At 38.9% G+C, this 23,698-nt stretch carries 17 protein-coding genes; 9 read left to right on the top strand and 8 right to left on the bottom strand.

Annotation, left to right across the window (positions count from 1 at the left end; genetic code table 11):
• Positions 1 to 3 precede the first annotated feature (3 nt).
• Complete coding sequence (gene sppA, locus AB4128_RS02640) at positions 4 to 1,845, bottom strand: signal peptide peptidase SppA (RefSeq protein ID WP_372036692.1); 1,842 nt, start codon at positions 1,843 to 1,845, stop codon at positions 4 to 6.
• 164 nt (positions 1,846 to 2,009) lie between these two features.
• On the opposite strand from sppA, the gene AB4128_RS02635 reads away from it, so the two are divergent.
• The 6 genes from AB4128_RS02635 (at position 2,010) to AB4128_RS02610 (ending at position 9,141) form a co-directional block, all read left to right on the top strand.
• Complete coding sequence (locus tag AB4128_RS02635) at positions 2,010 to 4,025, top strand: FAD-dependent oxidoreductase (RefSeq protein WP_080915774.1); 2,016 nt, start codon at positions 2,010 to 2,012, stop codon at positions 4,023 to 4,025.
• A 106-nt stretch (positions 4,026 to 4,131) separates the two neighbouring features.
• Positions 4,132 to 4,596 (top strand): GNAT family N-acetyltransferase, encoded by a 465-nt coding sequence (locus tag AB4128_RS02630; protein ID WP_282166257.1) that lies wholly within the window; start codon positions 4,132 to 4,134, stop codon positions 4,594 to 4,596.
• A 48-nt stretch (positions 4,597 to 4,644) separates the two neighbouring features.
• Positions 4,645 to 5,310, top strand: coding sequence for an SDR family oxidoreductase (locus AB4128_RS02625; protein WP_080915772.1), 666 nt, complete (start codon positions 4,645 to 4,647; stop codon positions 5,308 to 5,310).
• Between the two features lie 229 nt (positions 5,311 to 5,539).
• Positions 5,540 to 7,090, top strand: a complete 1,551-nt coding sequence (locus tag AB4128_RS02620) for an AbgT family transporter (protein WP_065108026.1) — start codon at positions 5,540 to 5,542, stop codon at positions 7,088 to 7,090.
• A 194-nt stretch (positions 7,091 to 7,284) separates the two neighbouring features.
• Entirely contained in the window at positions 7,285 to 8,523 is a 1,239-nt protein-coding gene (locus tag AB4128_RS02615) for a diguanylate cyclase (RefSeq protein WP_372036689.1), read from the top strand.
• Between the two features lie 99 nt (positions 8,524 to 8,622).
• Positions 8,623 to 9,141, top strand: a complete 519-nt coding sequence (locus tag AB4128_RS02610) for a YciI family protein (RefSeq protein WP_372036687.1) — start codon at positions 8,623 to 8,625, stop codon at positions 9,139 to 9,141.
• 14 nt (positions 9,142 to 9,155) lie between these two features.
• Here AB4128_RS02610 and AB4128_RS02605 read toward each other — a convergent pair whose 3' ends face one another.
• Positions 9,156 to 10,505: an MATE family efflux transporter gene (locus AB4128_RS02605; RefSeq protein WP_156669083.1), complete on the bottom strand. Its 1,350-nt coding sequence runs from the start codon at positions 10,503 to 10,505 to the stop codon at positions 9,156 to 9,158.
• Between the two features lie 133 nt (positions 10,506 to 10,638).
• On the opposite strand from AB4128_RS02605, the gene AB4128_RS02600 reads away from it, so the two are divergent.
• Positions 10,639 to 11,529: a LysR family transcriptional regulator gene (locus AB4128_RS02600; RefSeq protein ID WP_372036962.1), complete on the top strand. Its 891-nt coding sequence runs from the start codon at positions 10,639 to 10,641 to the stop codon at positions 11,527 to 11,529.
• A gap of 122 nt (positions 11,530 to 11,651) precedes the next feature.
• Here AB4128_RS02600 and yfaE read toward each other — a convergent pair whose 3' ends face one another.
• From yfaE to ubiG, 5 genes are all read right to left on the bottom strand, one after another.
• Positions 11,652 to 12,005 carry a class I ribonucleotide reductase maintenance protein YfaE gene (gene yfaE, locus AB4128_RS02595; RefSeq protein WP_055024581.1) on the bottom strand — a complete coding sequence of 118 codons (354 nt, stop codon included), beginning with the start codon at positions 12,003 to 12,005 and terminating at the stop codon, positions 11,652 to 11,654.
• Positions 11,980 to 13,110 carry a class Ia ribonucleoside-diphosphate reductase subunit beta gene (nrdB, locus tag AB4128_RS02590; protein WP_372036685.1) on the bottom strand — a complete coding sequence of 377 codons (1,131 nt, stop codon included), beginning with the start codon at positions 13,108 to 13,110 and terminating at the stop codon, positions 11,980 to 11,982. The genes yfaE and nrdB overlap by 26 nt, the downstream gene beginning before the upstream one ends.
• Before the next feature lie 56 nt (positions 13,111 to 13,166).
• Positions 13,167 to 15,455: a class 1a ribonucleoside-diphosphate reductase subunit alpha gene (gene nrdA / locus AB4128_RS02585; protein ID WP_080915766.1), complete on the bottom strand. Its 2,289-nt coding sequence runs from the start codon at positions 15,453 to 15,455 to the stop codon at positions 13,167 to 13,169.
• 791 nt (positions 15,456 to 16,246) lie between these two features.
• Entirely contained in the window at positions 16,247 to 16,918 is a 672-nt protein-coding gene (locus AB4128_RS02580) for an HAD family hydrolase (RefSeq protein ID WP_372036684.1), read from the bottom strand.
• 244 nt (positions 16,919 to 17,162) lie between these two features.
• Complete coding sequence (ubiG, locus tag AB4128_RS02575) at positions 17,163 to 17,888, bottom strand: bifunctional 2-polyprenyl-6-hydroxyphenol methylase/3-demethylubiquinol 3-O-methyltransferase UbiG (protein WP_372036682.1); 726 nt, start codon at positions 17,886 to 17,888, stop codon at positions 17,163 to 17,165.
• A gap of 355 nt (positions 17,889 to 18,243) precedes the next feature.
• On the opposite strand from ubiG, the gene gyrA reads away from it, so the two are divergent.
• Complete coding sequence (gene gyrA, locus AB4128_RS02570; protein WP_372036681.1) at positions 18,244 to 20,925, top strand: DNA gyrase subunit A; 2,682 nt, start codon at positions 18,244 to 18,246, stop codon at positions 20,923 to 20,925.
• Between the two features lie 107 nt (positions 20,926 to 21,032).
• Here the strand turns inward: gyrA and AB4128_RS02565 are convergent, their stop codons facing one another.
• The gene (locus AB4128_RS02565) at positions 21,033 to 22,184 is read right to left on the bottom strand and encodes a serine hydrolase domain-containing protein (protein ID WP_372036679.1); all 1,152 of its coding nucleotides are present in this window, start codon (positions 22,182 to 22,184) and stop codon (positions 21,033 to 21,035) included.
• Between the two features lie 376 nt (positions 22,185 to 22,560).
• Between AB4128_RS02565 and serC the strand changes: the two genes are divergently transcribed.
• Positions 22,561 to 23,652, top strand: coding sequence for a 3-phosphoserine/phosphohydroxythreonine transaminase (gene serC, locus AB4128_RS02560; protein ID WP_372036677.1), 1,092 nt, complete (start codon positions 22,561 to 22,563; stop codon positions 23,650 to 23,652).
• Positions 23,653 to 23,698 lie beyond the last annotated feature (46 nt).

Genomic DNA, 23,698 nt, shown 5'->3' with positions numbered 1-23,698 from the left:
TGTTTAAAGGTTACAATTTTCGCAATACAAATACATGCCTTTAGGATCATCAAACATGCTGAATTCATCAACTACAGTTTGCCATTCACCTAGCATTTGATTTAGAACAGGTGATTGAGTTGATGCTTCTGGTAGATAGGTTGCTACTGAGGCAAGAATTTGTTGTACAAACTCTTGTTCTGCAGTTAACTCTTGTTCGATAACTTTTGTATCAAATACCTCAATTTGTGCCATTTCAGCTGCTTTAGCAATGGCGCTGTCCATATCACCTATTGCATCAACAAGTCCTAACTCGACAGCTCTTGTACCAGACCAAACTCGGCCCTGAGCAATTCTGTCTACTTGATCTAGGCTCATATTTCTTTCTTTAGCAACTAACGAAATAAATTCTTGATACCCATGTTCAATATGTCGTTGAACTACTGCTGCTACATTAGGATCTAAAGCTCTGGTTGCTGATATACCAGCCCAATCTGAAGTCGAAACCCCATCTGAATGGATCCCCCAGTTAGATAAGACATTTTCAAATGTGGCAAACATACCGAAGATACCTATTGAACCAGTTAAGGTTGTTGGTGTTGCATAGATATAATCAGCACTTGCAGAAATCCAGTAACCGCCCGATGCTGCTAAACTGCCCATACTGACAACAACAGGCTTGCCTGCTTGCTTTAATGCGATAACTTCTTGACGAATTTTCTCAGAAGCAAAAGCACTGCCGCCAGGACTATCAACTCGTAATACAACCGCTTTTACTTTCTCATCAAAGCGCGCTTTGCGCAGAAGAGCTGAAGTACTTTCGCCCCCTATCTGGCCAGCTTGTTGGGTACCATTTAAAATATTACCTTTGGCAACAATAATACCAACTGAGTCTTTCTCGATAAGGGCAGGAAGCGGTTTTACAGCGTTATAGTATTCGGTAAAAGAAACTTGTTTAAAGTTATCGCCGTCACTATCAGCGCCCACTTTTTCAACCATGGCAAGTCTGAAAGATTCATCAGATGCCAGTTCATCTACCCAGTTTAATTTTATTGCAAGTTGAGCTGAATCGCCGGATACACTGTCTAGCTCTGTTAGATAACGATTGGGACTTAGTACAATATTGTCTGGAGCGATGTTACGGTTTGTCGCTACAATTGATTCGTAACTTTGCCAAATATCGCCTAATAATGCCTGACTTGCTTCTTTAGCTGGCGCTGACATGTCATCACGAATAAAAGGTTCTACAGCAGACTTAAATGTACCAACACGAAAAACATGGGTGCTGACATTTAATTTTTCTAATGCTGATTTATAAAACAAGCGATAACTGCTTAAACCTTCAAGAGAAACAGCCCCTTTATTATTAAGATAAATGGTGTCCGCGTAACTGGCTAAGAAATATTGGTTCTGTTCATAGTAGTTACCAAAAGCCACGACAGACTTGCCAGCTTGTTTAAATTTATTCAATGCATCACCAATAGCCGTCATCTTACTGATACCAGCAGAGCGCAAGTGCTGCATGTTAATGACGATGGTATTGATACGAGGATCTTGAATAGCACTGTCTATGACGTAAATGATGTCGGATAACAACATTTCGCCCTCTGGATCATTGCCTTTACTTTGTTTAAATACCGCTTCAATAGGATCAACATGACGCTTTTGGTCAACGATAGTGCCAGCAAGATTGAGCATAAGTGCAGATTGGTTTTCGATGACTATTTCTTCTTCAGCACTTAACGCGACAACGATAATAGCAATTAAACCAAAAAAGATAAGATTGAGAATGACTTTACGTATTCCGTTGATGGTTTTCCAAATCAAAGAGAAAATTCGTTTAATCAGTGAGGGTTTAGCGGACATTAAGCCACTCCTATAGCATTTCATTACTATTATGCTAACTGAAAAAGCTTGGCTATGGGAAATTGAATTGTAACGGTTTTTAACAATAGCAAAGCGAAAGCATTGAGCTTAACAAAATCTCGTTGTATGCTAGTTTAAATCACTTGTTTAAAAAGGATGTTTGAATGTCGTTTCCACATTTACTAGAACCCTTAGATTTAGGCTTCACTCAATTAAAAAATCGAGTGTTAATGGGCTCCATGCATACTGGCTTAGAAGAAGAAAAGGGCGGATTTGAGAAACTGGCTGCGTTTTATAAAGAACGTGCAGCAGGTGGCTGTGGGCTTATCGTAACTGGCGGTATCGCACCTAACTTTCGAGGACGCCTAGCACCTCATGCTTGCCAATTAAGTTTTCCTTGGCAAGTTAAGAAGCATCGCATTGTCACAAAGGCTGTCCATGAAGCTGATGGTAAAATCTGTATGCAGATCCTCCATGCTGGTCGCTATGGTTATCATCCTTTTTCACAAGCACCGAGTAAAATCAAATCGCCAATTACACCGTTTACGCCTTCAAAAATGTCATCTAGACAAGTTGCTGGAACAATTAAAGATTATGCATCCAGTGCTGCGCTTGCTAAAAAAGCGGGCTATGACGGTGTAGAAGTCATGGGCTCAGAAGGCTATCTCATTAATCAATTCATTAGCTCTCGTACCAATAAACGTACTGATGAATGGGGTGGCAGTTTTGTTCAACGTGCACGTTTCCCATTAGAGATAGTCAAAGCTATCCGTGAGAAGGTGGGCAAAGAATTTATCATAATTTTCAGACTATCAATGCTGGATTTAGTTGATAACGGTTCGACATGGGATGAAGTCGTTAAATTAGCAAAATGGTTAGAGCGTGAAGGTGTTTCAATTATCAATACTGGTATTGGTTGGCATGAAGCGCGTGTACCTACAATTGCGACAAGTGTTCCAAGAGGGGCATTTTCTTGGGTGACTGAGAAACTCAAATCTGAAGTGTCAGTTCCTTTGATTGCAACTAACCGTATCAATACGCCTGAAATTGGCGAATCAATCATTGCTTCTGGGCAAGCAGATATGGTTTCAATGGCAAGACCTTTCCTTGCTGATGCAGAGTTTGTTAATAAAGCCGCTGCTGGGCAAAGTGAACTAATCAATACTTGTATTGGTTGTAACCAAGCTTGTTTAGATCATACGTTTTCAATGAAGCGTGCTACTTGCCTTGTTAATCCTCGCGCTTGCTATGAAACAGAAATCAATTTCACCCCTACGCAACACAAAAAACGTTTAGCAGTTATGGGAGCAGGTCCTGCTGGCATGGCATTTTCGGTATATGCAGCGTCACGTGGGCATGAAGTGGTTTTATTTGAAGCTAAAAATGAAGTTGGTGGCCAGTTTAATTTGGCACGTAAGATCCCTGGTAAGGAAGAGTTTGACGAAACCATCCGTTATTTCAATAACCAAATGAAGCTACACAAGGTTGAATTACGTTTAAATACTCGTTTAGATTTGGATGTTTTAGCGAATGAAAAATTTGATGAAGTGATCGTCGCTTCAGGTGTTGTCCCGCGTGCACTTGATCTCCCTGGTTTTGATAGCCCTAAAGTTGTCGATTATCAGCAAGTTCTGAAAGGAGAAGTCTATATTGGCGAGAAAGTGGCGCTGATTGGTGCGGGCGGTATCGGATTTGATATGGCACATTTTTTATGTGAACGTGAGTCGAGCACATTACAACCGGACAAATGGCTTGAGCAGTGGGGCATTGATAAAACCTATCAACATCCAGGCGGCTTAACTGAGGAGTCTGAACATAAACCAGATCGCGAAGTTTACTTATTGCAACGTAAGACGACTAAGATGGGGAAAGGCCTCGGTAAAACAACCGGCTGGATCCACAGAAGTGTTCTTAAACAGCATAAAGTGAACATGAAAACGGGTGTGAGCTATGAGAAATTTGACACTGAAGGCTTACACATCAAGGTAGGGGAAGAATCCGAAGTACTGCGAGTTGATAATGTTGTACTGTGTGCAGGTCAAGAGTCTAACCGCACGCTTGTAGACGATATGAAATCAACTGGCTTACCAGTGCATTTGATTGGCGGTGTTGATGTTGCTGCTGAACTGGATGCTAAACGAGCAATTAGACAAGGTGCTGAACTAGCAATGGCTATTTAACCACTGAATCTAATAAGGTTCTAATCGTTAACTTAATAAAACCTAGCAAATTGCTAGGTTTTTTGTTTTTATTAAACGCCATATTTTATTAATGATACAAATATAAATGGACGAAATAAAAGGTATTTTCAAGTCTTGGCATAATGAGGTTGATACCAAGCTAGTGTTTAACTTTACGCTCAATGCTCCTAGTGCTGAGGAATTTAACCGGTTAAGAGCAGAAACGGGTTGGGGATCGGCTCCAGTCGATACAGTAAACAATAGCCTAAATAATTCTTTATTTTTCGTTTGTGTCTTCCATGAAACTAGATTGATTGCCACCGGCAGAGTGATCGGTGATGGCGGGCTGTTTTTCTATATTCAAGATGTCATTGTGGCTAAAGCATACCAAGGTAATGGCTTGGGACATTTTATTATGCAAGCTATCGAAATGTATTTAACTCAACAAGTCACACAAGGTACTACAGTGGGTCTATTTTGCGCACAAGGTAAAGAAGGGTTTTATAAAAAATATCAATATTTAGTAAGAGATGGCTCAGAATTAGGGTTTGGTATGTGTAAGTTTTATTGATACTTTTTATGATGTGTTTTCAATATGATTTTAAATAAAGGAACGACGATGGCTAAAAATGTTGTTATTACCGGTGCGAACAGAGGGATTGGTTTAGCATTGGCTAAATTATTTAAGCAACAGGGTGATAAAGTGTTTGCTTTATGCCGCCACACTTCAGATGAGCTTGAGCTGCTAGACGTGAATGTTATCACTCAAATTGATGTTGCAACTGATGAAGGCATACATAATATGCAAACTTCTTTAGCGGGAGTGAATATTGATGTTTTGATTTGTAATGCAGGCATTTTACGTGATGAGCAATTAGCACACTTAAACCTTGATACCATTAGGCAGCAATTTGAAATTAATGCTCTGGCACCACTTCGCATTGTTGCCGCACTAAATCATCAACTGAATGCTGGCGGCAAAGTCGCTATGATCACTTCACGTATGGGATCAATCGAGGATAACACCTCTGGAGGGCGATATGGGTATCGAATGTCTAAAGCTGCTCTTAATGCCGCATCGATGTCGCTAAGCCATGATTTATCTCCAAAACAAATAGCGGTTGGCATATACCACCCAGGTTATGTTCAAACCGATATGGTAAATCACGGAGGCGATATTTCGGCCTTAGAGTCAGCAAGTCGACTGGTGGGGCTAATTAACTCACTGGATATGACAACAACTGGTGTATTCAAACATTCAAACGGACAAACATTACCTTGGTAAAATTTGTATGCTCTGTTTTTATCTTTTCTATGGTATTGGGCATCACACTTTTTGAGTATTTAGATTAAAACAAGCTTAACCGCTCGTTTTGTATGCAATAAGTCGTAAATTTTAAGTTTAGTTACAGACTGTATATTTAATATGTAATGCTAATAATTATATTAAGGTGCTATTGAATAAAACTGTGATAGTTAGATTCAATCAGTGCCATAGTGAGGAATAGGGAATCATGACGACGAAAACAGAATCTGGGGATAATGCACCCGGATTGCTCGGTAGAGCGCTAGACAGTATTGAAAGGGTTGGTAATAAACTACCAGATCCTGCAATGCTATTCTTAATTTTAATGTTTGCTGTTTGGGTGATATCAGCCTTGTTATCTGGCGTCAGTTTTGATGCGATAGATCCAAGAACCGATAGCCCAATTGTTATTAATAACTTATTAAGTGCAACTGCGTTAACTGAGTTTTTAACTTCTATGGTGAAAACATTCACCGCATTCGCACCGTTAGGTGTTGTACTGGTTGCAATGCTAGGTGTGGGGATTGCTGAGCAGTCAGGTTTTATCAATACTGCATTAAAACAAATGCTTAAAGTCACACCTGCTAAGCTTTTAACGCCTGCAGTTGTTGTGGTCGGTATTATTTCGCATACCGCAACAGATGCGGGCTATGTTGTAGTGATACCACTTGCGGGTGTTATATTCTTTACCGTTGGTCGCCACCCACTTGCTGGTATTGCTGCGGCTTTTGCTGGTGTTTCTGGTGGATTCTGTGCCAACTTTATTCCATCAGGTATCGATCCTTTATTACAAAGCTTTACCCAGTCGGCAGCCCAGATAGTCGATCCTGACATTCAAATTAACCCATTGAATAATTGGTTTTTTGCAGCATCTTCGTGTATCCCGATTACCTTAGTGATTTGGTATTTAACCGATAAAATTTTAGAGCCAAGATTAAATAAAACGCACAAAGTAGAACGTGACCAAGTTGACTTACCAGCAATGGAAGAAGCAACACCAAAAGAAATGCGTGCATTTAGTGTCGCTTCTCTTGTTATGTTCGTTGCAATTATTGGTTTTTTCTCGCTTACCATTCCTGAAACTTCAACACTGCGAGATGAGCATGGTTCTCTGACTAGCTTTGGTGCGCCGTTAATGCAATCTATTGTGCCATTGATTTTCATATTCTTTATGCTTCCAGGTGTAGTATATGGTTATATGACTGGCAGCTTTAAGTCGTCTGCAGACATCGTGCAAGCAATGTCTAAATCCATGAGCGGTATGTCGCATTACATCGTAATGGCATTTTTCTGTGCTCAGTTTGTTGCTGCTTTTTCGGCGTCTAATTTAGGTGCATTAATTGCTGTTGAAGGAGCTGGTGGCCTTAAGGCGCTCAACCTGCCAGCAGAAGTGACCGTGGTCGGGATGATTATTTTAGTTGGCTTTGTTAATTTATTCGTTGGTTCATCTTCAGCAAAATGGGCGTTGATTGGCCCAGTACTTGTGCCAATGTTAATGCAGCTAAACATTAGTCCAGACTTGTCGCAAGCGGCTTACCGTATTGGTGACTCAAGTTCAAACATCATTACGCCATTAATGCCTTATTTCCCACTTGTCGTCGTATATTGTCAGCGCTATGTCAAAGGTATTGGGATAGGGACTTTAATCTCGATGATGTTGCCATTTAGTTTGGCACTTTTATCAATATGGAGTACATGGCTACTCATATACTGGTCCATTGGTTTACCTTTAGGATTGGGTGCAAGTTACACTTATTAACTGATTTTAAAAATGAAAGTAGCGATATTATTCGCTACTTTTTTTTGGGGCCAGCAAAAAGTCTTTTCATATAACTAAAAGATTTAGAGCACATTACAGTTAACATTTTTATCCTAGCAGGCTAGTGCAGTTAAGTTGTTTCTGCCTATAATTGTTGTATATCAATTAAAAGATTAATTTTATAAAAATCATTTATGCCAAAGATTAATATTGATTCAAGTTATGGAGTTATCATTATTCAGGACATGAATGCTGTTCATGTTGATGAACGATATGCTCAAATATATGGTTATAATTCAGCCAAAGAACTACTTACCAGCATCGATTCTTTTCTTGACCTTTTACCTGCAGAAAATCATCAAATTGCCACTCAAAACTACCATGACATAGTCAATGGAACACTTTATCCACGTGGTCATACATTCGTTAATATTGACAGAAATGGCCGTGAGTTCACGGTTTTTTCAGTGGATCATTTAATTGAATGGCAAGGACGTCCAGCATTACAGGTGACAGTGATTGATCTTTCTGTGTTAGTTGAAGCGAATAAGCGTATACGTGAAAAAGACCTAATGTATAAACGGCTCATTACACAATCAGGTCAAGGTATTATGGTGCATCGGGAATTTAAGCCACTGATGGTAAACCAAGCCTGTGTAAAGCATTTACACGCAGACTCAATAGAGCAAGTGATGAGTTTGAGCTCGCTACTCACACTCATTCCTGAAACAGTTCAACAACAGGCCAAGCAGCATTATCAAGATATTGTTAATGGCGTGGCTGTTGGCAGTAACAGTGTGGTCGAAAATATCTGCTTTGATGGCATACATCGTTTTTTTAATATTTATGACAACCTTATTGAGTGGGATGGAGAACCTGCAGTACAAGTGGTAATGGAAGATGTAACCGAGAAAGTACAATTAGAAAAAGAACTGGCATTTAAAGCAAGTCATGATGGTTTGACGCACCTTTTAAATCGCAGTGCAGTGCAAGAATGGTTACAGAAACATATTGAAATCAGTGACCAGTTGACCTGTGTTTTACTTGATATTGATAATTTCAAATTAGTTAATGATACTCATGGTCATCACAATGGCGATCTCGTCATTCAAGCTCTTGCAGAAATTATACGTGATGCGTTTGCAGATCATAGTGGGGCTGTTGGTCGTTGGGGGGGAGAAGAGTTTATTGCATTCTTACCTTCAGCAAACCAACAAGCCGCATTACAAACTGCTGAAGTGATAAGAAGCCGTTTTGCTGAAAGGCATTTTAACGATTCTACTCATTCATTTTCTGTTTCAGTGAGTATCGGTTTAGCTGAGTCAAGTGACTGCCGTATGATGAACGATGTTGAGAATTTAATAAAACTCACTGATAAACGTTTATATATTGCTAAATCTCAAGGTAAAAACACTATTTGTAGCGAAGGGTAATTTATACCATAACAGCTTATTCTTACCTTATTGAGTCGAATTTACATCTTAATTTAAATGCTCCATGATATTCATTATTGATAATGATTGGAGCAAACAATGACTTTCTTAGCATCAAATACATCACAATCTCAGTTCATATCAAGGTATCGCTTATTGTGCTTTCTGACTTTGTTCTTGTCGGTTTCGTCTCTATGGGCTTCAGAAACCGTTACCAAGGTTAAAGATAATCCGAAATTTGATCCTGCATTAGCTAACGAAGTTGGCGCAGATGAGTATGGCATGAAGCAATACGTTGTTGCATTCTTGAAACGAGGACCCAATCGCGAACGAAGTGAGGAGGATGCCTTAGCTCTGCAAAAAGCTCATATGGACAATATTACTAAGTTAGCAAATGAAGGCAAATTAGTTCTTGCTGGGCCTTTTCTTGGTAACGATGATTTTCGTGGAATTTATATTTTTGATGTAAAAACGGTTGCTGAAGCAAAATTACTCACTGAATCAGATCCTGCCATTAAAGCAGGTAGCCTTACTATGGAGTTAAAGCCTTGGTATGGCAGCGCTGCATTAATGAAAGTAAATCAATTACATCAGCAAATGTCTAAAAAGCTGATGTAATGACTCATTGCTGATTAGTTATGTAGTGCGTTTATCCGTTTATTTTCTGACAAAATTAATGGCGTCAGAATAAGACATAAGGCGACATTAGAAAGTGGCACAGATAGCCATATACCGTTGACGCCAATCAAGTTGGGCAACGTGAGTAAAAACGGAATTTGTATTGCCATATTAGCCATCGAAATAAACAAAGACTTATTTCCTTGATTGACCGCCATAAAATACATGGTTGCGATAAAAATAAACCCATCTAGTACTAACGCGAATAAATGTAGACGCATACCGATTAAAGTTTCAGCCATAAGAGCATTATCATGATTACTGAAAAAACCTATGACAAAGTTAGGAAAAATATTTATAAATAAAACGGTAAAAACCCCCAGAATAGCGACAACTTTTACGGTCAGTTTCACTGTTTGTTTGATCTGTGGGACCTGCTTTGCACCGTAATAGTAACTAACAGGGGGCTGCATACCGCCAGCAATACCTTCTGCTAATAAATAAAAAGTCGTTGCAACGTAACCTACAATAGCAAAAGCAGCGACATGAACAGCCGAGCCATATTGCATAAAAAGGAAATTATGAAGTGCAATAATGAAGCTAAAGTACATAAACATAATCAAACTCGAGCTGCCCAACACGAGTATTTTTTGTAGCTGTTTAAACTTAATATCTTTATAAGAAAACTTAAACCTGGTGTTAGCTTTCCTCGAAAAGAAGTAGTAAAAACCGAGTAGCATCACAATGGCTTGAGAAATCAATGTCGCAATTGCTGCGCCTGTTAGTCCTAAAGGATAAACAGCGATTAATAAGTAATCCAACGCGATATTCATGACAGCGCCAATCATTAACAACATAGTGGCAAAACCGGGCTGTTCATCATTTCTCACGAGTAAAGGCATTGCTGTAGCTGCAGTTGTAAAAAAAGCGCCATAGGCAAATACTTCGATATAATCTGATGCCATGGTAAAGCTTTGTCCATCTGCTGCCTGCAGGAGCAATAACGTCTCACCGAAGAAGTGAATGAAAATTGCTGATGCGATACTCATTATGCCAATTAATACTATGGCATGGCTAAGTACTTTTTGTCCTTCTAAAGGCTTTTTCTCGCCACGGGTGATGGATAGTAAGCTACCAGCGCCCATACCGATCATCATGCCAACACCCACAACACAGCATATAATTGGCCAAGCCATGTTAATGCCTGCTAAGCCTTCAAAGCCTACATAATGACCAACGAAAATCCCATCAATGATTTGATATAAGCCACTCACTAACATTGCTGCAATGGATGGTATAGCGTATTTCCAAAAATGCTGTTTAACGGTTAATTGATCAATTGACGCTGTTGATATTGCTAACATGATTTTCTCAATACTATCAGGACACAAAATAATATTGCTTATTATAATCTGATTTTAGATAGGAAAAAGTTAGTATCCATCCGATAATCGGATAGTTATAATGATTGGAATGAGCCATTACGGTTGGAAAAAGATGAACTGGTCTATAGAACAATTAAAAGCATTTGTTGCCGCTGCCAATACAGGTTCGTTTTCAGCTGCGTCACGTGATTTAGGTAAAGCGCAATCAAGAGTCAGTACGGCAATTTCAAATTTAGAAATAGATTTAGGCTTTAAGCTATTTGATCGCAGCCACCGTTTGCCTGTGCTAACAGAGCAGGGGGAACAGTTATTAATTGAAGCTAAAGCTGTGATTGCGCAGTGTGAGCGTTTAAACTCAAGAGCAATGTCAGTTCAAACAAATAACGAATTAGCATTAACCATTGCAATTGACGAAGCTGTCCCAATTTCTACTTTCGAAGTTTTTTTTGATAAAACGGCTGAGACTTTTCCATTGTTGAAACTCACTATTTTAAATGGCTCAAGGGATGATATTGCCCATTGGGTAGATATTGGAAAAGCGGACTTAGGTGTGTTATTTCAAGGCGAGCAACTTTGTGAACGTCTAGAGTTTTTTACTATTGATAGCTTTCATCAATCTCTTATCGTATCGGTTAATCATCCATTAGCAGATATCCCGGTTCCAAACATATCGCAGCTAAATGAATATCGACAACTGGTAATTTGTGACTTGCAAACTGCAAGTAAACCCATATCTGCAAATTGTTGGCATGTTGACAGTTACTATTACATGACATCCCTTGTTACTCGTGGCTTGGGTTGGGCGTTGGTTCCAGAACATATTGCCGGTTCTCAGTGGTATTCAGGTGAAATAAAAGAGTTGAGCACTTACCATATACCCGAATCATTGTTGATTGAAATGGGGTTAGTTAAACGACGAGACAAAGGTGCTGGCAATATTATGAATTGGATGTTTGCTGAACTTGAAGCTATGTTTCTTGAGGCTAAAAAGAACAAAAATTAGGGTTAACTATTTATCTTAGCGACTTTTTTGTTGATATTTGGATTATTACGGCGATGAGATAATCGGTAAAAACGAATACTTGCTATTGAAAAGTGAAACGAACGAGAAGGTTCGTTTCATATTTAATCGAGTGTAATCAGTGTTTTGTTATGCTGAACATAAAGGTTACTTGGTTCATCTGTAGTGAGATCGAGATCTAGGTTCGTCTCAGGTACACAGCAACAAGGCAAGCATTCATCAGCTTCTAGTTCGACCAAAGGTTCAGAGATATAAGTCACTGAACCTTTATTGATACGAGTTTTACACGAACCGCAAAAACCATTTCTGCACTCAGAAAAGATATTTACTTTTTTTATCTCGAGTACATCTAGTAAGGTGTGTTGCTGTTGATTAAACAACAACACTGGCTCACCATTTAAACTAACAATAGGTGCTTTTTTGAAGTTGGGCTTATAGGTCAAAGTCAGAAAACTCATCGCTGTCAACGGCCGAATCAATTTGACCAACTAAGTAAGATGAGACTTCAACTTCTTGTGGTGCCACTTGTACAGCATCACTTTCAAGCCAGTTTTTCATCCATGGTAACGGGTTAGTTTGTTCTGCATAGGGTTGAGGCAAGTTAACGGCTTTCATACGTTGGTTAGTAATGTATTCAACGTACTGACATAAAATTTGCTCATTTAAGCCGATCATTGAACCGTCTTTGAATAAGTATTTAGCCCATTCTTTCTCTTGCTCTGCTGCTTTATAAAAAATATCGTAGGCTTGATCGTGACACTCTTTGGCAATTTCACCCATTTCAGGATCATCTTTGCCACCTTGCATAATATTAAGAATATGCTGAGTGCTATTTAAATGTAAGGCTTCATCACGAGCAATTAAACGAATAATTTTCGCATTGCCTTCCATTAATTTACGTTCAGCGAAAGCAAATGAACATGCAAAACTGACATAAAAACGAATCGCTTCTAATGCATTTACAGACATCATGCATAAATACAGAGATTTTTTAAGGATACGTGGACTAACAGTGATTTCTTTACCGTTAACCAAATGTGTTCCTTCACCATGTAAATTAAGCACTTGGGTCAGTTCAATTAAACCATCGTAGTATTGAGCAATATCACCTGCACGTTTTAAAATTTCTTTATTCACCACGATATCATCAAATACGACAGACGGATCATTAACAATATTACGAATAATGTGGGTATAAGAACGCGAGTGAATTGTTTCTGAAAAAGACCAAGTTTCAATCCATGTTTCTAATTCAGGTAACGATACTAACGGTAATAACGCCACATTCGGTGAGCGACCTTGAATAGAATCTAATAATGTTTGGTACTTAAGGTTTGAAATGAAAATGTGTTTTTCATGTTCTGGTAAACCTTGGTAATCAATTTTGTCTTTGCTTACGTCTACTTCTTCTGGGCGCCAGAAAAAAGATAATTGCTTTTCAATTAGCTTTTCAAAAACTTCATATTTTTGTTGATCATAACGAGCAACGTTAACTGACTGTCCCATGAACATAGGTTCGTTCATCGGATTATTTGGTGTTTGACAAAAAGTAGAATAAGTCATTTATATATCCTAAAAAAGCGGGGATAAGTCCCCGCATTTAAATGCAAATTGTTGAATTAAATCTTACAAGCGCCGCCTGCACAGCCATCATCTTCTTTCTCAACGACGGTAATGTCGTCAAGGTTGTCTGATGCACCATCACGGGTGTTGTGATAGTAAAGTGTTTTAACACCAAGTTTATAGGCTGTTAATAGATCTTTCAGCAAGGTTTTCATCGGTACTTTTTGACCGTCAAAACGTGTTGGATCGTAGTTAGTATTAGCCGAAATTGCTTGGTCGACGAATTTTTGCATGATACCAACGAGCTGTAAATAACCATCATTATTTGGCATATTCCACAGCAATTCATATTGATGTTTTAGCTCATCAAAGTCAGGAACAACTTGCTTTAATTGCCCATCTTTACTTGCTTTAACGCTGATTAAGCCACGTGGTGGCTCGATGCCATTTGTTGCGTTAGAAATTTGCGAAGACGTTTCTGATGGCATTAATGCTGATAGAGTAGAGTTACGTAAGCCGTGAGTTTTAATGTCACTACGTAATCCTTCCCAATCCATATGTAATGGTTCATCACAGATTTTATCTAAATCACGCTTATATGTGTCAATTGGTAAAACACCTTCAGCGTAAGTCGTTTCATTAAATAAAGGACATGCACCTTGCTCTTTTGCTAGGTTCATAGAAGCTTTAAGTAAGTAGAACTGAATCGCTTCAAACGTCTTATGGGTTAAGTTATTACCAGAGCCATCAGAATATTTCATGCCATTTTTCGCAAGGTAATTTGCGAAGTTAATAACGCCTATACCTAGCGTTCTACGGTTCATAGAACCCAGTTGAGCAGAGATAATTGGGTAATCTTGATAATCAAGTAAATTATCTAATGCACGAACTGCTAGATCTGCAAGCGGTTCTAATTCCGATAAGTCTTTGATAGCACCCAAGTTAAGCGCTGATAAAGTACATAATGCAATTTCACCATTAGGATCTTCAATGTTACGCATCGGCTTAGTTGGTAATGCGATTTCTAAACAAAGGTTAGACTGTTTAATTGGCGCTACTTGCGGGTCAAATGGACTATGAGTATTACAGTGATCAACATTTTGAATATAGATTCGGCCAGTTGATGCTCGTTCTTGCATCATTAATGAAAATAATTCAACGGCTTTAATCTCTTTACGACGAATGCTGCTATCCGCTTCGTATTGAAGATATAGGCGCTCAAACTCTACTTGGTCAGCGAAGAATGCATCGTATAAACCAGGTACATCAGATGGGCTAAATAAGCTAATATTTTCAGACTTAATTAAGCGTTGGTACATCAATTTGTTTAATTGCACGCCGTAATCTAAATGACGAACACGGTTATCTTCTACACCACGGTTATTTTTAAGGACAAGAAGTGATTCAACCTCTAAGTGCCATAATGGGTAAAATAATGTCGCTGCGCCGCCACGAACTCCGCCTTGTGAGCAAGACTTTACCGCAGTTTGGAAATATTTATAAAACGGTAAGCAACCAGTGTGGAATGCTTCACCGCCTCGGATTGGGCTACCTAAAGCTCGAATACGGCCTGCGTTAATACCAATACCCGCACGTTGACTTACGTATTTTACAATTGAAGATGCAGTCGCATTAATTGAATCAAGGCTATCGTCACATTCAATTAATACGCACGAACTGAATTGACGAGTAGGGGTGCGCACACCAGCCATGATTGGCGTTGGAAGTGAAATTTTAAATGTCGATACGGCATCGTAGAAACGCTTAATGTAGTCAAGGCGTGTTTCTTTTGGATACTTAGCAAATAAGCAAGCAGCTACCAAGATGTAGAGAAACTGTGCACTTTCGTAAATTTCATTAGTCACTCGGTTTTGAACTAAGTATTTCCCTTCGAGTTGCTTAACAGCAGCATATGAGAAGTCCATGTCACGCCAGTGGTCGATGTAGCTATCTAAGATAGTTAACTCTTCTGCTGTGTAATCTTCGATAATGTGCTTGTCGTACTTACCCAACTCAACCAAACGATTGACTTGATCAATTAATTTTGGAGGCTCGAATTGACCGAAGGCTTTTTTACGCAGATGAAAAACAGCTAAACGCGCAGCAAGAAATTGGTAATCTGGTGACTCTGGAGAGATTAAGTCAGCTGCTGCTTTGATGATTGTTTCGTGAATAGCCTCTGTAGGAATGCCTTCAAAAAACTGTAAGTGAGAACGTAATTCTACTTCTGAAACTGATACGTTGTTTAAGCCTTTGGCTGCCCACTCGATTACGCGATGGATTTTATCTAAATCGATTGTTTCGCGTTCGCCACTGCGTTTAGTGACTGTCATATTGCTGTTCATTAAAAAGAGGCCTTGATTCGATATTTATTGGTGTAATTTATTCATTGGATCTTTTTTTATCGACTACGTTACGATCGCCAATAAATCACAATACGTCCCTTGTAAGTTGATCATCCAAATTCATTTAACAAACTAATATTGATAAAAATACTAGTGTTACAGCGAGATACTGCGCTTTTATCGCTAGTGCCTCGTATTGATGTCACACACAAGATATGGTGTTTTATAAAAACTAACATACAAGATAGTGAGGTTGGTCACCATTTGCAAGTAGGATTTTAATTAATAAGTTGTGGATATCTTATGGATAGTCATTCAAGTTAGTAAAAGCTAACCTGCTAACGCAAAATAGCCTTTGAATTTCTCGTGACGTTGTTTTTTTAGACAGTTAACGTGATTGGATTGATCGCTAAAATATTCAGCGATCGATTGTTTTAATATAAAAATAGTTTGATTTTTTTTGTGATGTTTGAATGTAAAATGAAACAATGAGTTTCCATTCGGATTTATGAGTCAAAGTACAGTGTCAGTGATGAGTTCATTACACTAAATTGACTACTGTTATCCTTAGAACAGTGAGATAAAAAGTGAAGTAACAGAAATGCCGATAGTAAAGAAAATCTATCGCGAGTGTATTAAAGGTTTGCTGATAAGTATCGAAAGTGAGTCATTGAAATGATGCTTCAATTCTGAAATCTGAAGCATCAATTTACCAATCACTTTTGCATCATTACATTAAGATTTACATATCAGCATTGAATTTATGAAGAGTACTGTTTTAGTTGTTCTTGTTATTCAAAAAATTGGTGTAAATCGTTAACTGTGTTAAATACAATTTTACTTGGCCATAAGTCTGGCTGGTCATCGTCCGAAAGGTATCCCCACATGGCAGTGCCGCCAATCATGCCCGCATTATTGGCTGCGACTAGATCACGCTCAGCATCACCTAGGTACAATATATTTGCAGGCGCACAGTTAATTTGCTGAGCTGCTAATAACATAGGGGCAGTGTGAGGTTTAGGGTAAAGGGTAGAGTCGCCACTAACGATACTTGTTAAACGTTCAGTTAGCCCTAAAGCATCAATTAACGGACGAGTAAACTTTGCTTGTTTATTTGTTACCACCCCAAACGGTATTGCTTTTGTTTCAAGTAAAGTGAGGAATGAGGCTAAACCTTCGAATAAAGAGGCTTTTTGACCATTCACTTTTTTATAGTGTTTAAGCAGACTCTGTTGAATGCTTACTTGCTCTGATTCATTTAACTCTGGTACCGCAGCATTTACTAAGGCCAAACTTCCGTGTGAAGCTGAATAGCGTAGTGCTTCGACGGACTTAGGGGAAATTTCGCGCTCTTGCAAGGCTAAATTTAATGCATATACCAGATCTGGTGCGGTATCAGCCAAGGTTCCATCCAAATCAAATAATACTGCTTTAATCTGATCCGTCGCACTAAATTGATTCATTGTACTACCTTAGGTTTTAATTCGTTTATCAATTATGGAAAGAGTAACGTCACGTTATATTGGGTTAAGTAATCAAACGAATAAATAGGTTAACTAAGCAAGCTAAGTAAACAGACTAATAATGACATTACATCAAAGTGTAGAACATCAACTAGCCTGGTTTTGAATACTGCTAATAGACAATAAGTGGTCATGTCCTTTAATCATTAACTATGAATCAATGACATGACCTGAATTGTGTGTCTTATCCAGCTTTTTGAGTCGCTATCATATAGTTTACGTCAAGTTTATTTGTATATTTATACACACCTGTTAACGGGTTATGAGTAATGCCTAAGGCGTCTCTACAGATTAAATCAGTTTGATCGACCAAATTGATTAATTCTGACGGCTTAATAAACTTACTGTGATCATGGGTACCAACAGGCAGCATCTTTAATACATATTCTGCGCCTATTATCGCTTGTATGTAAGACATCATATTTCTATTAATGGTAGAAAAGAAAACAAAGCCATCTGGCTTTACCATATCGCAGCATGCACGAATCACTGATAATGGATCCGGTACGTGCTCAAGCATTTCCATACACGTTACGACGTCATATTTTTCGCTATTATTAGCAGCGTGTTCTTCTGCAGTCATAGTGTCATAGTGAATATCGATACCAGTTTCGAGCGCATGAAGCTTGGCCACTTCAATTTGCGCATCACCCATATCAAGACCGGTAACTTTAGCGCCAACTTTTGCCATGCTCTCAGATAAAATACCGCCGCCACAACCGATATCAATAACGTGTTTATCAAACAAACCACCGCAAGTTTGATCGATATAATTTAACCTTAAAGGATTAAGTTGGTGTAGTGGTTTGAAATCACCATTTGGATCCCACCAAGACTGTGCCATTTGAGCAAACTTTTCGATTTCTTGGTGATCAACATTCTGTTGATTTTGGTTTTCGTGATTAGACATAACAGGACCCATAATATATTTATGATTATTGCAGGTATTATAACCATCCGTTTCAATAAACAAAGTGAGATAAAACAAGATTAATTTTCAATTGATTATATAAGCAGCAATGTTTGCCCATAAAAAACACATTAATTCTCAAAACACGTATATCAGGAAATTAAAAAGTAGAACTTACGAATCAAATTAGGGGAATTATCGCTGTTTTTATTAAGTTTTTCACTTGCATTCACTTATTGTTGTTCTAGGGTCTAGCCACTTTATATATCTGTGTTAGAATGCCAAATCACGTTTTTGAGCTACACAATAAAATGGAATAATTATTGTGCGCTAATTTTAGGGGAACGAGCAGTTTATGACTGATCTGGCAACATCAATTTCGCCAATTAACATCGAAGACGAACTAAAGAATTCTTATTTAGATTATGCGATGAGTGTAATCGTAGGTCGTGCATTACCCGACGTTCGTGACGGGTTAAAACCTGTTCACCGTCGTGTTCTATTCGCAATGAACGAATTAAAGAACGACTACAATAAGCCTTATAAAAAATCAGCTCGTGTTGTTGGTGACGTAATCGGTAAGTATCACCCACATGGTGATACAGCTGTATATGATACAATCGTTCGTTTGGCGCAGCCATTCTCAATGCGTTATACGCTTGTTGACGGCCAAGGTAACTTTGGTTCAGTAGATGGTGATTCTGCTGCGGCAATGCGTTATACCGAAATCCGTATGGAAAAATTGGCTCATTCACTTTTAGCCGATTTAGAAAAAGAAACAGTAGATTTTGTACCTAACTATGATGGTACAGAGTTTATTCCAGCAGTATTACCAACACGCGTACCAACCTTATTAATTAATGGTTCATCCGGTATTGCTGTGGGTATGGCGACCAATATCCCGCCTCATAATATCACTGAAGTGATTAATGGCTGTTTAGCATTGATTGCTGAACCAAGTCTTTCAATCGAACAGTTAATGGAACATATTCCAGGACCTGATTTCCCAACAGCTGCAACAATTAATGGCCGTAAAGGTATTATTGATGCTTACAAAACGGGTCGTGGCCGTGCCGTCATGCGCTCTAAAGCTGAGATTGAAGAAGATAACGGTCGTGAACGTATTATCGTTACCGAAATTCCTTATCAAGTTAACAAAGCACGTTTGATTGAAAAAATCGCTGAGCTTGTTAAGGATAAGAAAATTGAAGGTATTACTGGTTTACGTGATGAGTCTGACAAAGACGGTATGCGTATCGTCGTTGAGATTAAACGTGGTGAAGTAGGCGAAGTTGTTCTGAACAACTTATACGCTCAAACTCAGATGCAATGTTCTTTTGGTATCAACATGGTGGCACTGACTAACGGTCAGCCTAAATTGTTCAACCTTAAAGAAATGCTTGAGTGCTTTATTCTTCATCGCCGTGAAGTTGTTACTCGTCGTACTGTTTTTGAATTACGTAAAGCGCGTGACCGTGCTCATATCCTTGAAGCACTTGCGATTGCATTAGCGAATATCGATCCGATTATTGCGCTGATTAAGAACTCACCAACGCCAGCTGAAGCAAAAGTGAAATTAGTTGAGCAAGGGTGGGATCTAGGCCACGTACAAGGCATGCTAGAAAAAGCTGGTGATGATGCAGCTCGTCCAGAATGGTTAGAACCAGATTTTGGTATTCGCGATGGCAAATACTATTTAACTGAGCAACAAGCGCAAGCCATTCTTGAACTACGTCTTCATCGCTTAACAGGCCTTGAGCACGAGAAAATTCTTAACGAATACGAAGAATTACTTGAGTTCATTGCAAGCTTGCTGTTCATTCTTCGTAGCCCTGAACGCTTAATGGAAGTGATCAAGGAAGAGCTCGAAGAAATGCTTGAGCAGTATGGTGATGAACGCCGCACTGTGATTAATCAAAATGAAGTTGATATGAGTCTTGAAGACTTAATCAATGAAGAAGATGTTGTTGTAACGCTATCTCATATGGGATATGCGAAGTATCAGCCTCTAACTGATTACCAAGCTCAACGTCGTGGTGGTAAGGGTAAAGCGGCAACGAAAGTGAAAGACGAAGATTTCGTTGAAAAACTGCTTGTTGCGAATACTCACGATACGATTTTATGTTTCTCTGACTTTGGCAAAATGTACTGGCTTAAAGTGTACCAATTACCACTTGCAAGTCGAACAGCTCGTGGCCGTCCAATTATTAACTTATTACCTCTTGCTGATGGTGAGCGCATTACTGCTATCCTACCTGTACGCGAATACGCTGATGATAAGTTTATTGTTATGGCAACAGCGCACGGTACGGTTAAGAAAACGGCATTGACTGCATACAGTAATCCACGTGCAAACGGCATTATTGCAGTAAACCTTAAAGATGATGACCAATTAATTGGCGTTGATATTACTAACGGTAGTGACGACATTATGTTGTTCTCTAACGAAGGTAAAGTGGTTCGTTTCAACGAAAAAGTACGTGATTCAGAAACGGGTGAAGTGAAAAAAGACCCTGAAACTGGTGAAGACTTAATTGCTATCCGTCCAATGGGCCGAACGGCTACAGGTGTTCGCGGTATTAAACTTGAAGATGGTCAAAAAGTTGTTTCAATGATCATTCCGAAAGAAGAAGGCGCAATTCTTACTGTTACCGAAAACGGTTACGGTAAACGTACCGACTTATCAGAGTACCCAGCGAAGAGTCGTGGCACGAAAGGTGTTGTTTCTATCAAAGTCAGTGAACGTAATGGTGCCGTAGTTGGCGCAGTTCAAGTTACTGAATCTGAAGAAATCATGCTCATTAGTAACAAAGGTACGCTTGTACGTACTCCTTCAAATGGTGTTTCACTGATTGGTCGTAACACGCAAGGTGTCACCATTATTCGAACAGCTGACGATGAGAAAGTGGTTGGCTTGCAGCGTCTTGATGAAATTGCAGAAGATGAGCAAATCGAAGAAGGTGCAGAAGGCGAAACCGTTGAGAGCATTGAAACGAATGCTGCTGACGATTCAGCTACACCAGAATCAGATGCTTAATCACCAATAACATTCTGATAGTGTGATACAAAAAAGGATGCCAAATGGCATCCTTTTTTATGCTTGAATGTTTATATAGATAACAAGTGGATAGGGCGAGTTACGCACTAAGATTTATTTTTATTCGCTTGTTCGAAAGCATTTTTCCAAAAGGTAGAGCTTAATTTAGCAATCACTCTTGATTCACCGTTTAACAACATCGCCATACCAATATTCAACTCGGGTGAGTAGGATATTTCTGCAACGTAACCAGCGACCCAACCAGCATGATAAATTAATGGACGGCCTTCAAATTCATATACTCGCCAGCCTTTACCGTAATGTGCATTATCAAGGTGTGCTCGCCAGTCACGGCGGCGTAACTCTTTGGTTGTTCTAACGCCTGGCGTCGTGACATCTCTAATCACACTGTTTGAAATGACACCAGGATTCTCACCTAAATTGGCAATTAGCCATTTCGATATGTCATTGATACTGGCATTGACGCCTGCAGCGGATGGTAATTTATAGTAATTAGGCTTTACCGTGACTTTACGAAAACCCGATTTTGTTTTTACATGAGGTTCAGCGCGGTTTTCTCTTGCCATGAAAGCATCATAGCCGACTGTTGCAGTATTCATATCTAGAGGCGAAAAAATCTTTTGTTGCAATAAATCTTCATAAGCCATTCCAGATTGCTGCTCTATGGCCGTTTCAATAAATGAAAATGCTACGTTCTGATAGCCATAACAAACTCCGGGGCTACACATTGGGGTTAGCTCAGAGAACTTGTTGATAATTTTGTCCATTTTAACATTGGCATTAATTAAATTATCGTAACTATTAGGCATCAAACCGGTACTTTGACCAATTACATGCGCTAAGGTTATTTCTTCAGCGTTAGCTTTATTGGCGAGAGTGAATTCTGGTAAGTACTTAACAATAGGTTGTTGCCAGCTTAGCTTTCGCTCATTGACTAACATACTCGCTAAGGTACCGGCGAAGGTTTTTGATACAGATGCCAAACGAAAAACAGTGTCTTGATTTACATTGAGTTTGCCACCTTTTTTACGTTTGCCGAAGGTACTTAGTGATAAAACTTCATTTCCCTCAACAATAACGAAGGCCCCACCAGGTACCTTGCTTTGCTTCAATTGCTGGTGAAAGTGTTGTTTAAACTGATCTGCGACGGTTATGTAGTCAGATTGTTTTGCATTGGCTTGTGAGCAGATACTGGCAATTGTTACAGTGCCAAACAGCAAAAAGGGTTTTAAATACATCAATCGATCCAATTTCCGTTAAAACGGATTATTCATTATTGTTACAGTCTCAGTTTAGTACTAAGACCATATTTTACTGACTTATTTGTGATTACGCTTGTGTAATCATAAGTGGTTTACCCGTTATCAATTTTTATTTATTCATTGAGTTTGATTATAAGGTCAGCTCAGTAAGTACATAAAAATTAAAAACAGCAGTGAATTCTATCAAAAAAAGTGTACAAAAAGTTAATTCAGTTCAAGTTTATATAAACAAGTTTCTAATACAAAATTTAAATGATTTTTTTTCATTTTAGCAAGCAAACAGTTGCTATATACTGCATATCAAATTGCTATAAAAAGAAAGTTTTACCATCAAACGATAAAGGATACTGCTGTGAGCGATATTTTCAATTTTTGTGCCGGACCTGCCATGTTACCTCAAGCTGTGATGCAAAAAGCTCAGCAGGAATTAATCGATTGGAATGGTCTTGGCGTCTCCGTGATGGAAATAAGCCACCGAAGTAAAGAATTTATTGCCCTGACTCAGCATGCTGAAAAAACATTACGTGAACTAATGAACATACCTTCTAACTATCATGTTCTGTTTATGCATGGCGGTGGAAGAGGGCAATTTACTAATGTGGTTAACAATTTTCTTGGTGACAACGGTAAAGCGCTCTATCTAGTTAATGGACAATGGTCTTCGGCTGCGGTAAAAGAAGCCGTCAAGATAGTCGGTGAAAACAACATTGATCAAATCAATATTGTCGAAAAACAAGATGGATTAAATCAAGTGGTCTTGCCTGACTTACATAAACTGGATGATGATTATCGTTACGTTCATTATTGTGCCAATGAAACCGTAGATGGAATTGAAATTTTTGATGACTTAGACAGTCCATGGCCTGTAGTTGTCGACTTATCATCAACCATAATGTCTCGTGATATCGATGTCAGTAAATACGCGGTTATCTATGCTGGTGCACAAAAAAATATCGGTCCATCAGGGTTATCAATTGTAATTGTTCGAGATGATATGTTGAAATTACCGAGTCTAACTCAATCATCAATAATGGATTACTCAGTCGCACAAGCGAATGACTCAATGTTTAATACCCCACCTACATTTGCATGGTACCTTGCTGCTGAAGTGTTTGATTGGTTATCTGCGCAAGGGGGCGTTAAAGCTATGGAGGCCCTTAATAAGCAAAAAGCAGCCTTACTTTACCAATGCATTGATAATAATCCATTTTATACTAATGGGGTTGCAGTTCAGAATCGCTCTCGAATGAATGTGACTTTTCAATTAGTGGATAGCTCGCTCGATAGTGAATTTTTAAAACAAGCTGAACACGCAGGCTTAGTGGCATTAAAAGGTCATAGGATTGTTGGCGGCATGCGCGCCAGTATCTACAATGCAATGCCATTAGAAGGCGTAAAAGCCTTAGTGACATTTATGGAAGCTTTTGCGAGTCAGTACAAATAACGACTCAGGTTTCGTCCCTATAAAACTGTCTAGTCCTAAAATAGGT

The organism is Shewanella sp. 10N.286.52.A9, assembly GCF_041468985.1.
In the GTDB taxonomy this organism is placed as follows: Bacteria; Pseudomonadota; Gammaproteobacteria; order Enterobacterales; family Shewanellaceae; genus Shewanella; species Shewanella japonica.
This window is presented reverse-complemented; position numbering and strand designations above follow the sequence as displayed.

What these genes read in the sequence shown, in the direction of transcription:
- sppA (WP_372036692.1), bottom strand. Translation starts at nt 1,845, where the DNA reads ATGTCCGCTAAACCCTCACTGATTAAACGAATTTTCTCTTTGATTTGG.
- AB4128_RS02635 (WP_080915774.1), top strand. Translation starts at nt 2,010, where the DNA reads ATGTCGTTTCCACATTTACTAGAACCCTTAGATTTAGGCTTCACTCAA.
- AB4128_RS02630 (WP_282166257.1), top strand. Translation starts at nt 4,132, where the DNA reads ATGGACGAAATAAAAGGTATTTTCAAGTCTTGGCATAATGAGGTTGAT.
- AB4128_RS02625 (WP_080915772.1), top strand. Translation starts at nt 4,645, where the DNA reads ATGGCTAAAAATGTTGTTATTACCGGTGCGAACAGAGGGATTGGTTTA.
- AB4128_RS02620 (WP_065108026.1), top strand. Translation starts at nt 5,540, where the DNA reads ATGACGACGAAAACAGAATCTGGGGATAATGCACCCGGATTGCTCGGT.
- AB4128_RS02615 (WP_372036689.1), top strand. Translation starts at nt 7,285, where the DNA reads ATGCCAAAGATTAATATTGATTCAAGTTATGGAGTTATCATTATTCAG.
- AB4128_RS02610 (WP_372036687.1), top strand. Translation starts at nt 8,623, where the DNA reads ATGACTTTCTTAGCATCAAATACATCACAATCTCAGTTCATATCAAGG.
- AB4128_RS02605 (WP_156669083.1), bottom strand. Translation starts at nt 10,505, where the DNA reads ATGTTAGCAATATCAACAGCGTCAATTGATCAATTAACCGTTAAACAG.
- AB4128_RS02600 (WP_372036962.1), top strand. Translation starts at nt 10,639, where the DNA reads ATGAACTGGTCTATAGAACAATTAAAAGCATTTGTTGCCGCTGCCAAT.
- yfaE (WP_055024581.1), bottom strand. Translation starts at nt 12,005, where the DNA reads ATGAGTTTTCTGACTTTGACCTATAAGCCCAACTTCAAAAAAGCACCT.
- nrdB (WP_372036685.1), bottom strand. Translation starts at nt 13,110, where the DNA reads ATGACTTATTCTACTTTTTGTCAAACACCAAATAATCCGATGAACGAA.
- nrdA (WP_080915766.1), bottom strand. Translation starts at nt 15,455, where the DNA reads ATGAACAGCAATATGACAGTCACTAAACGCAGTGGCGAACGCGAAACA.
- AB4128_RS02580 (WP_372036684.1), bottom strand. Translation starts at nt 16,918, where the DNA reads ATGAATCAATTTAGTGCGACGGATCAGATTAAAGCAGTATTATTTGAT.
- ubiG (WP_372036682.1), bottom strand. Translation starts at nt 17,888, where the DNA reads ATGTCTAATCACGAAAACCAAAATCAACAGAATGTTGATCACCAAGAA.
- gyrA (WP_372036681.1), top strand. Translation starts at nt 18,244, where the DNA reads ATGACTGATCTGGCAACATCAATTTCGCCAATTAACATCGAAGACGAA.
- AB4128_RS02565 (WP_372036679.1), bottom strand. Translation starts at nt 22,184, where the DNA reads ATGTATTTAAAACCCTTTTTGCTGTTTGGCACTGTAACAATTGCCAGT.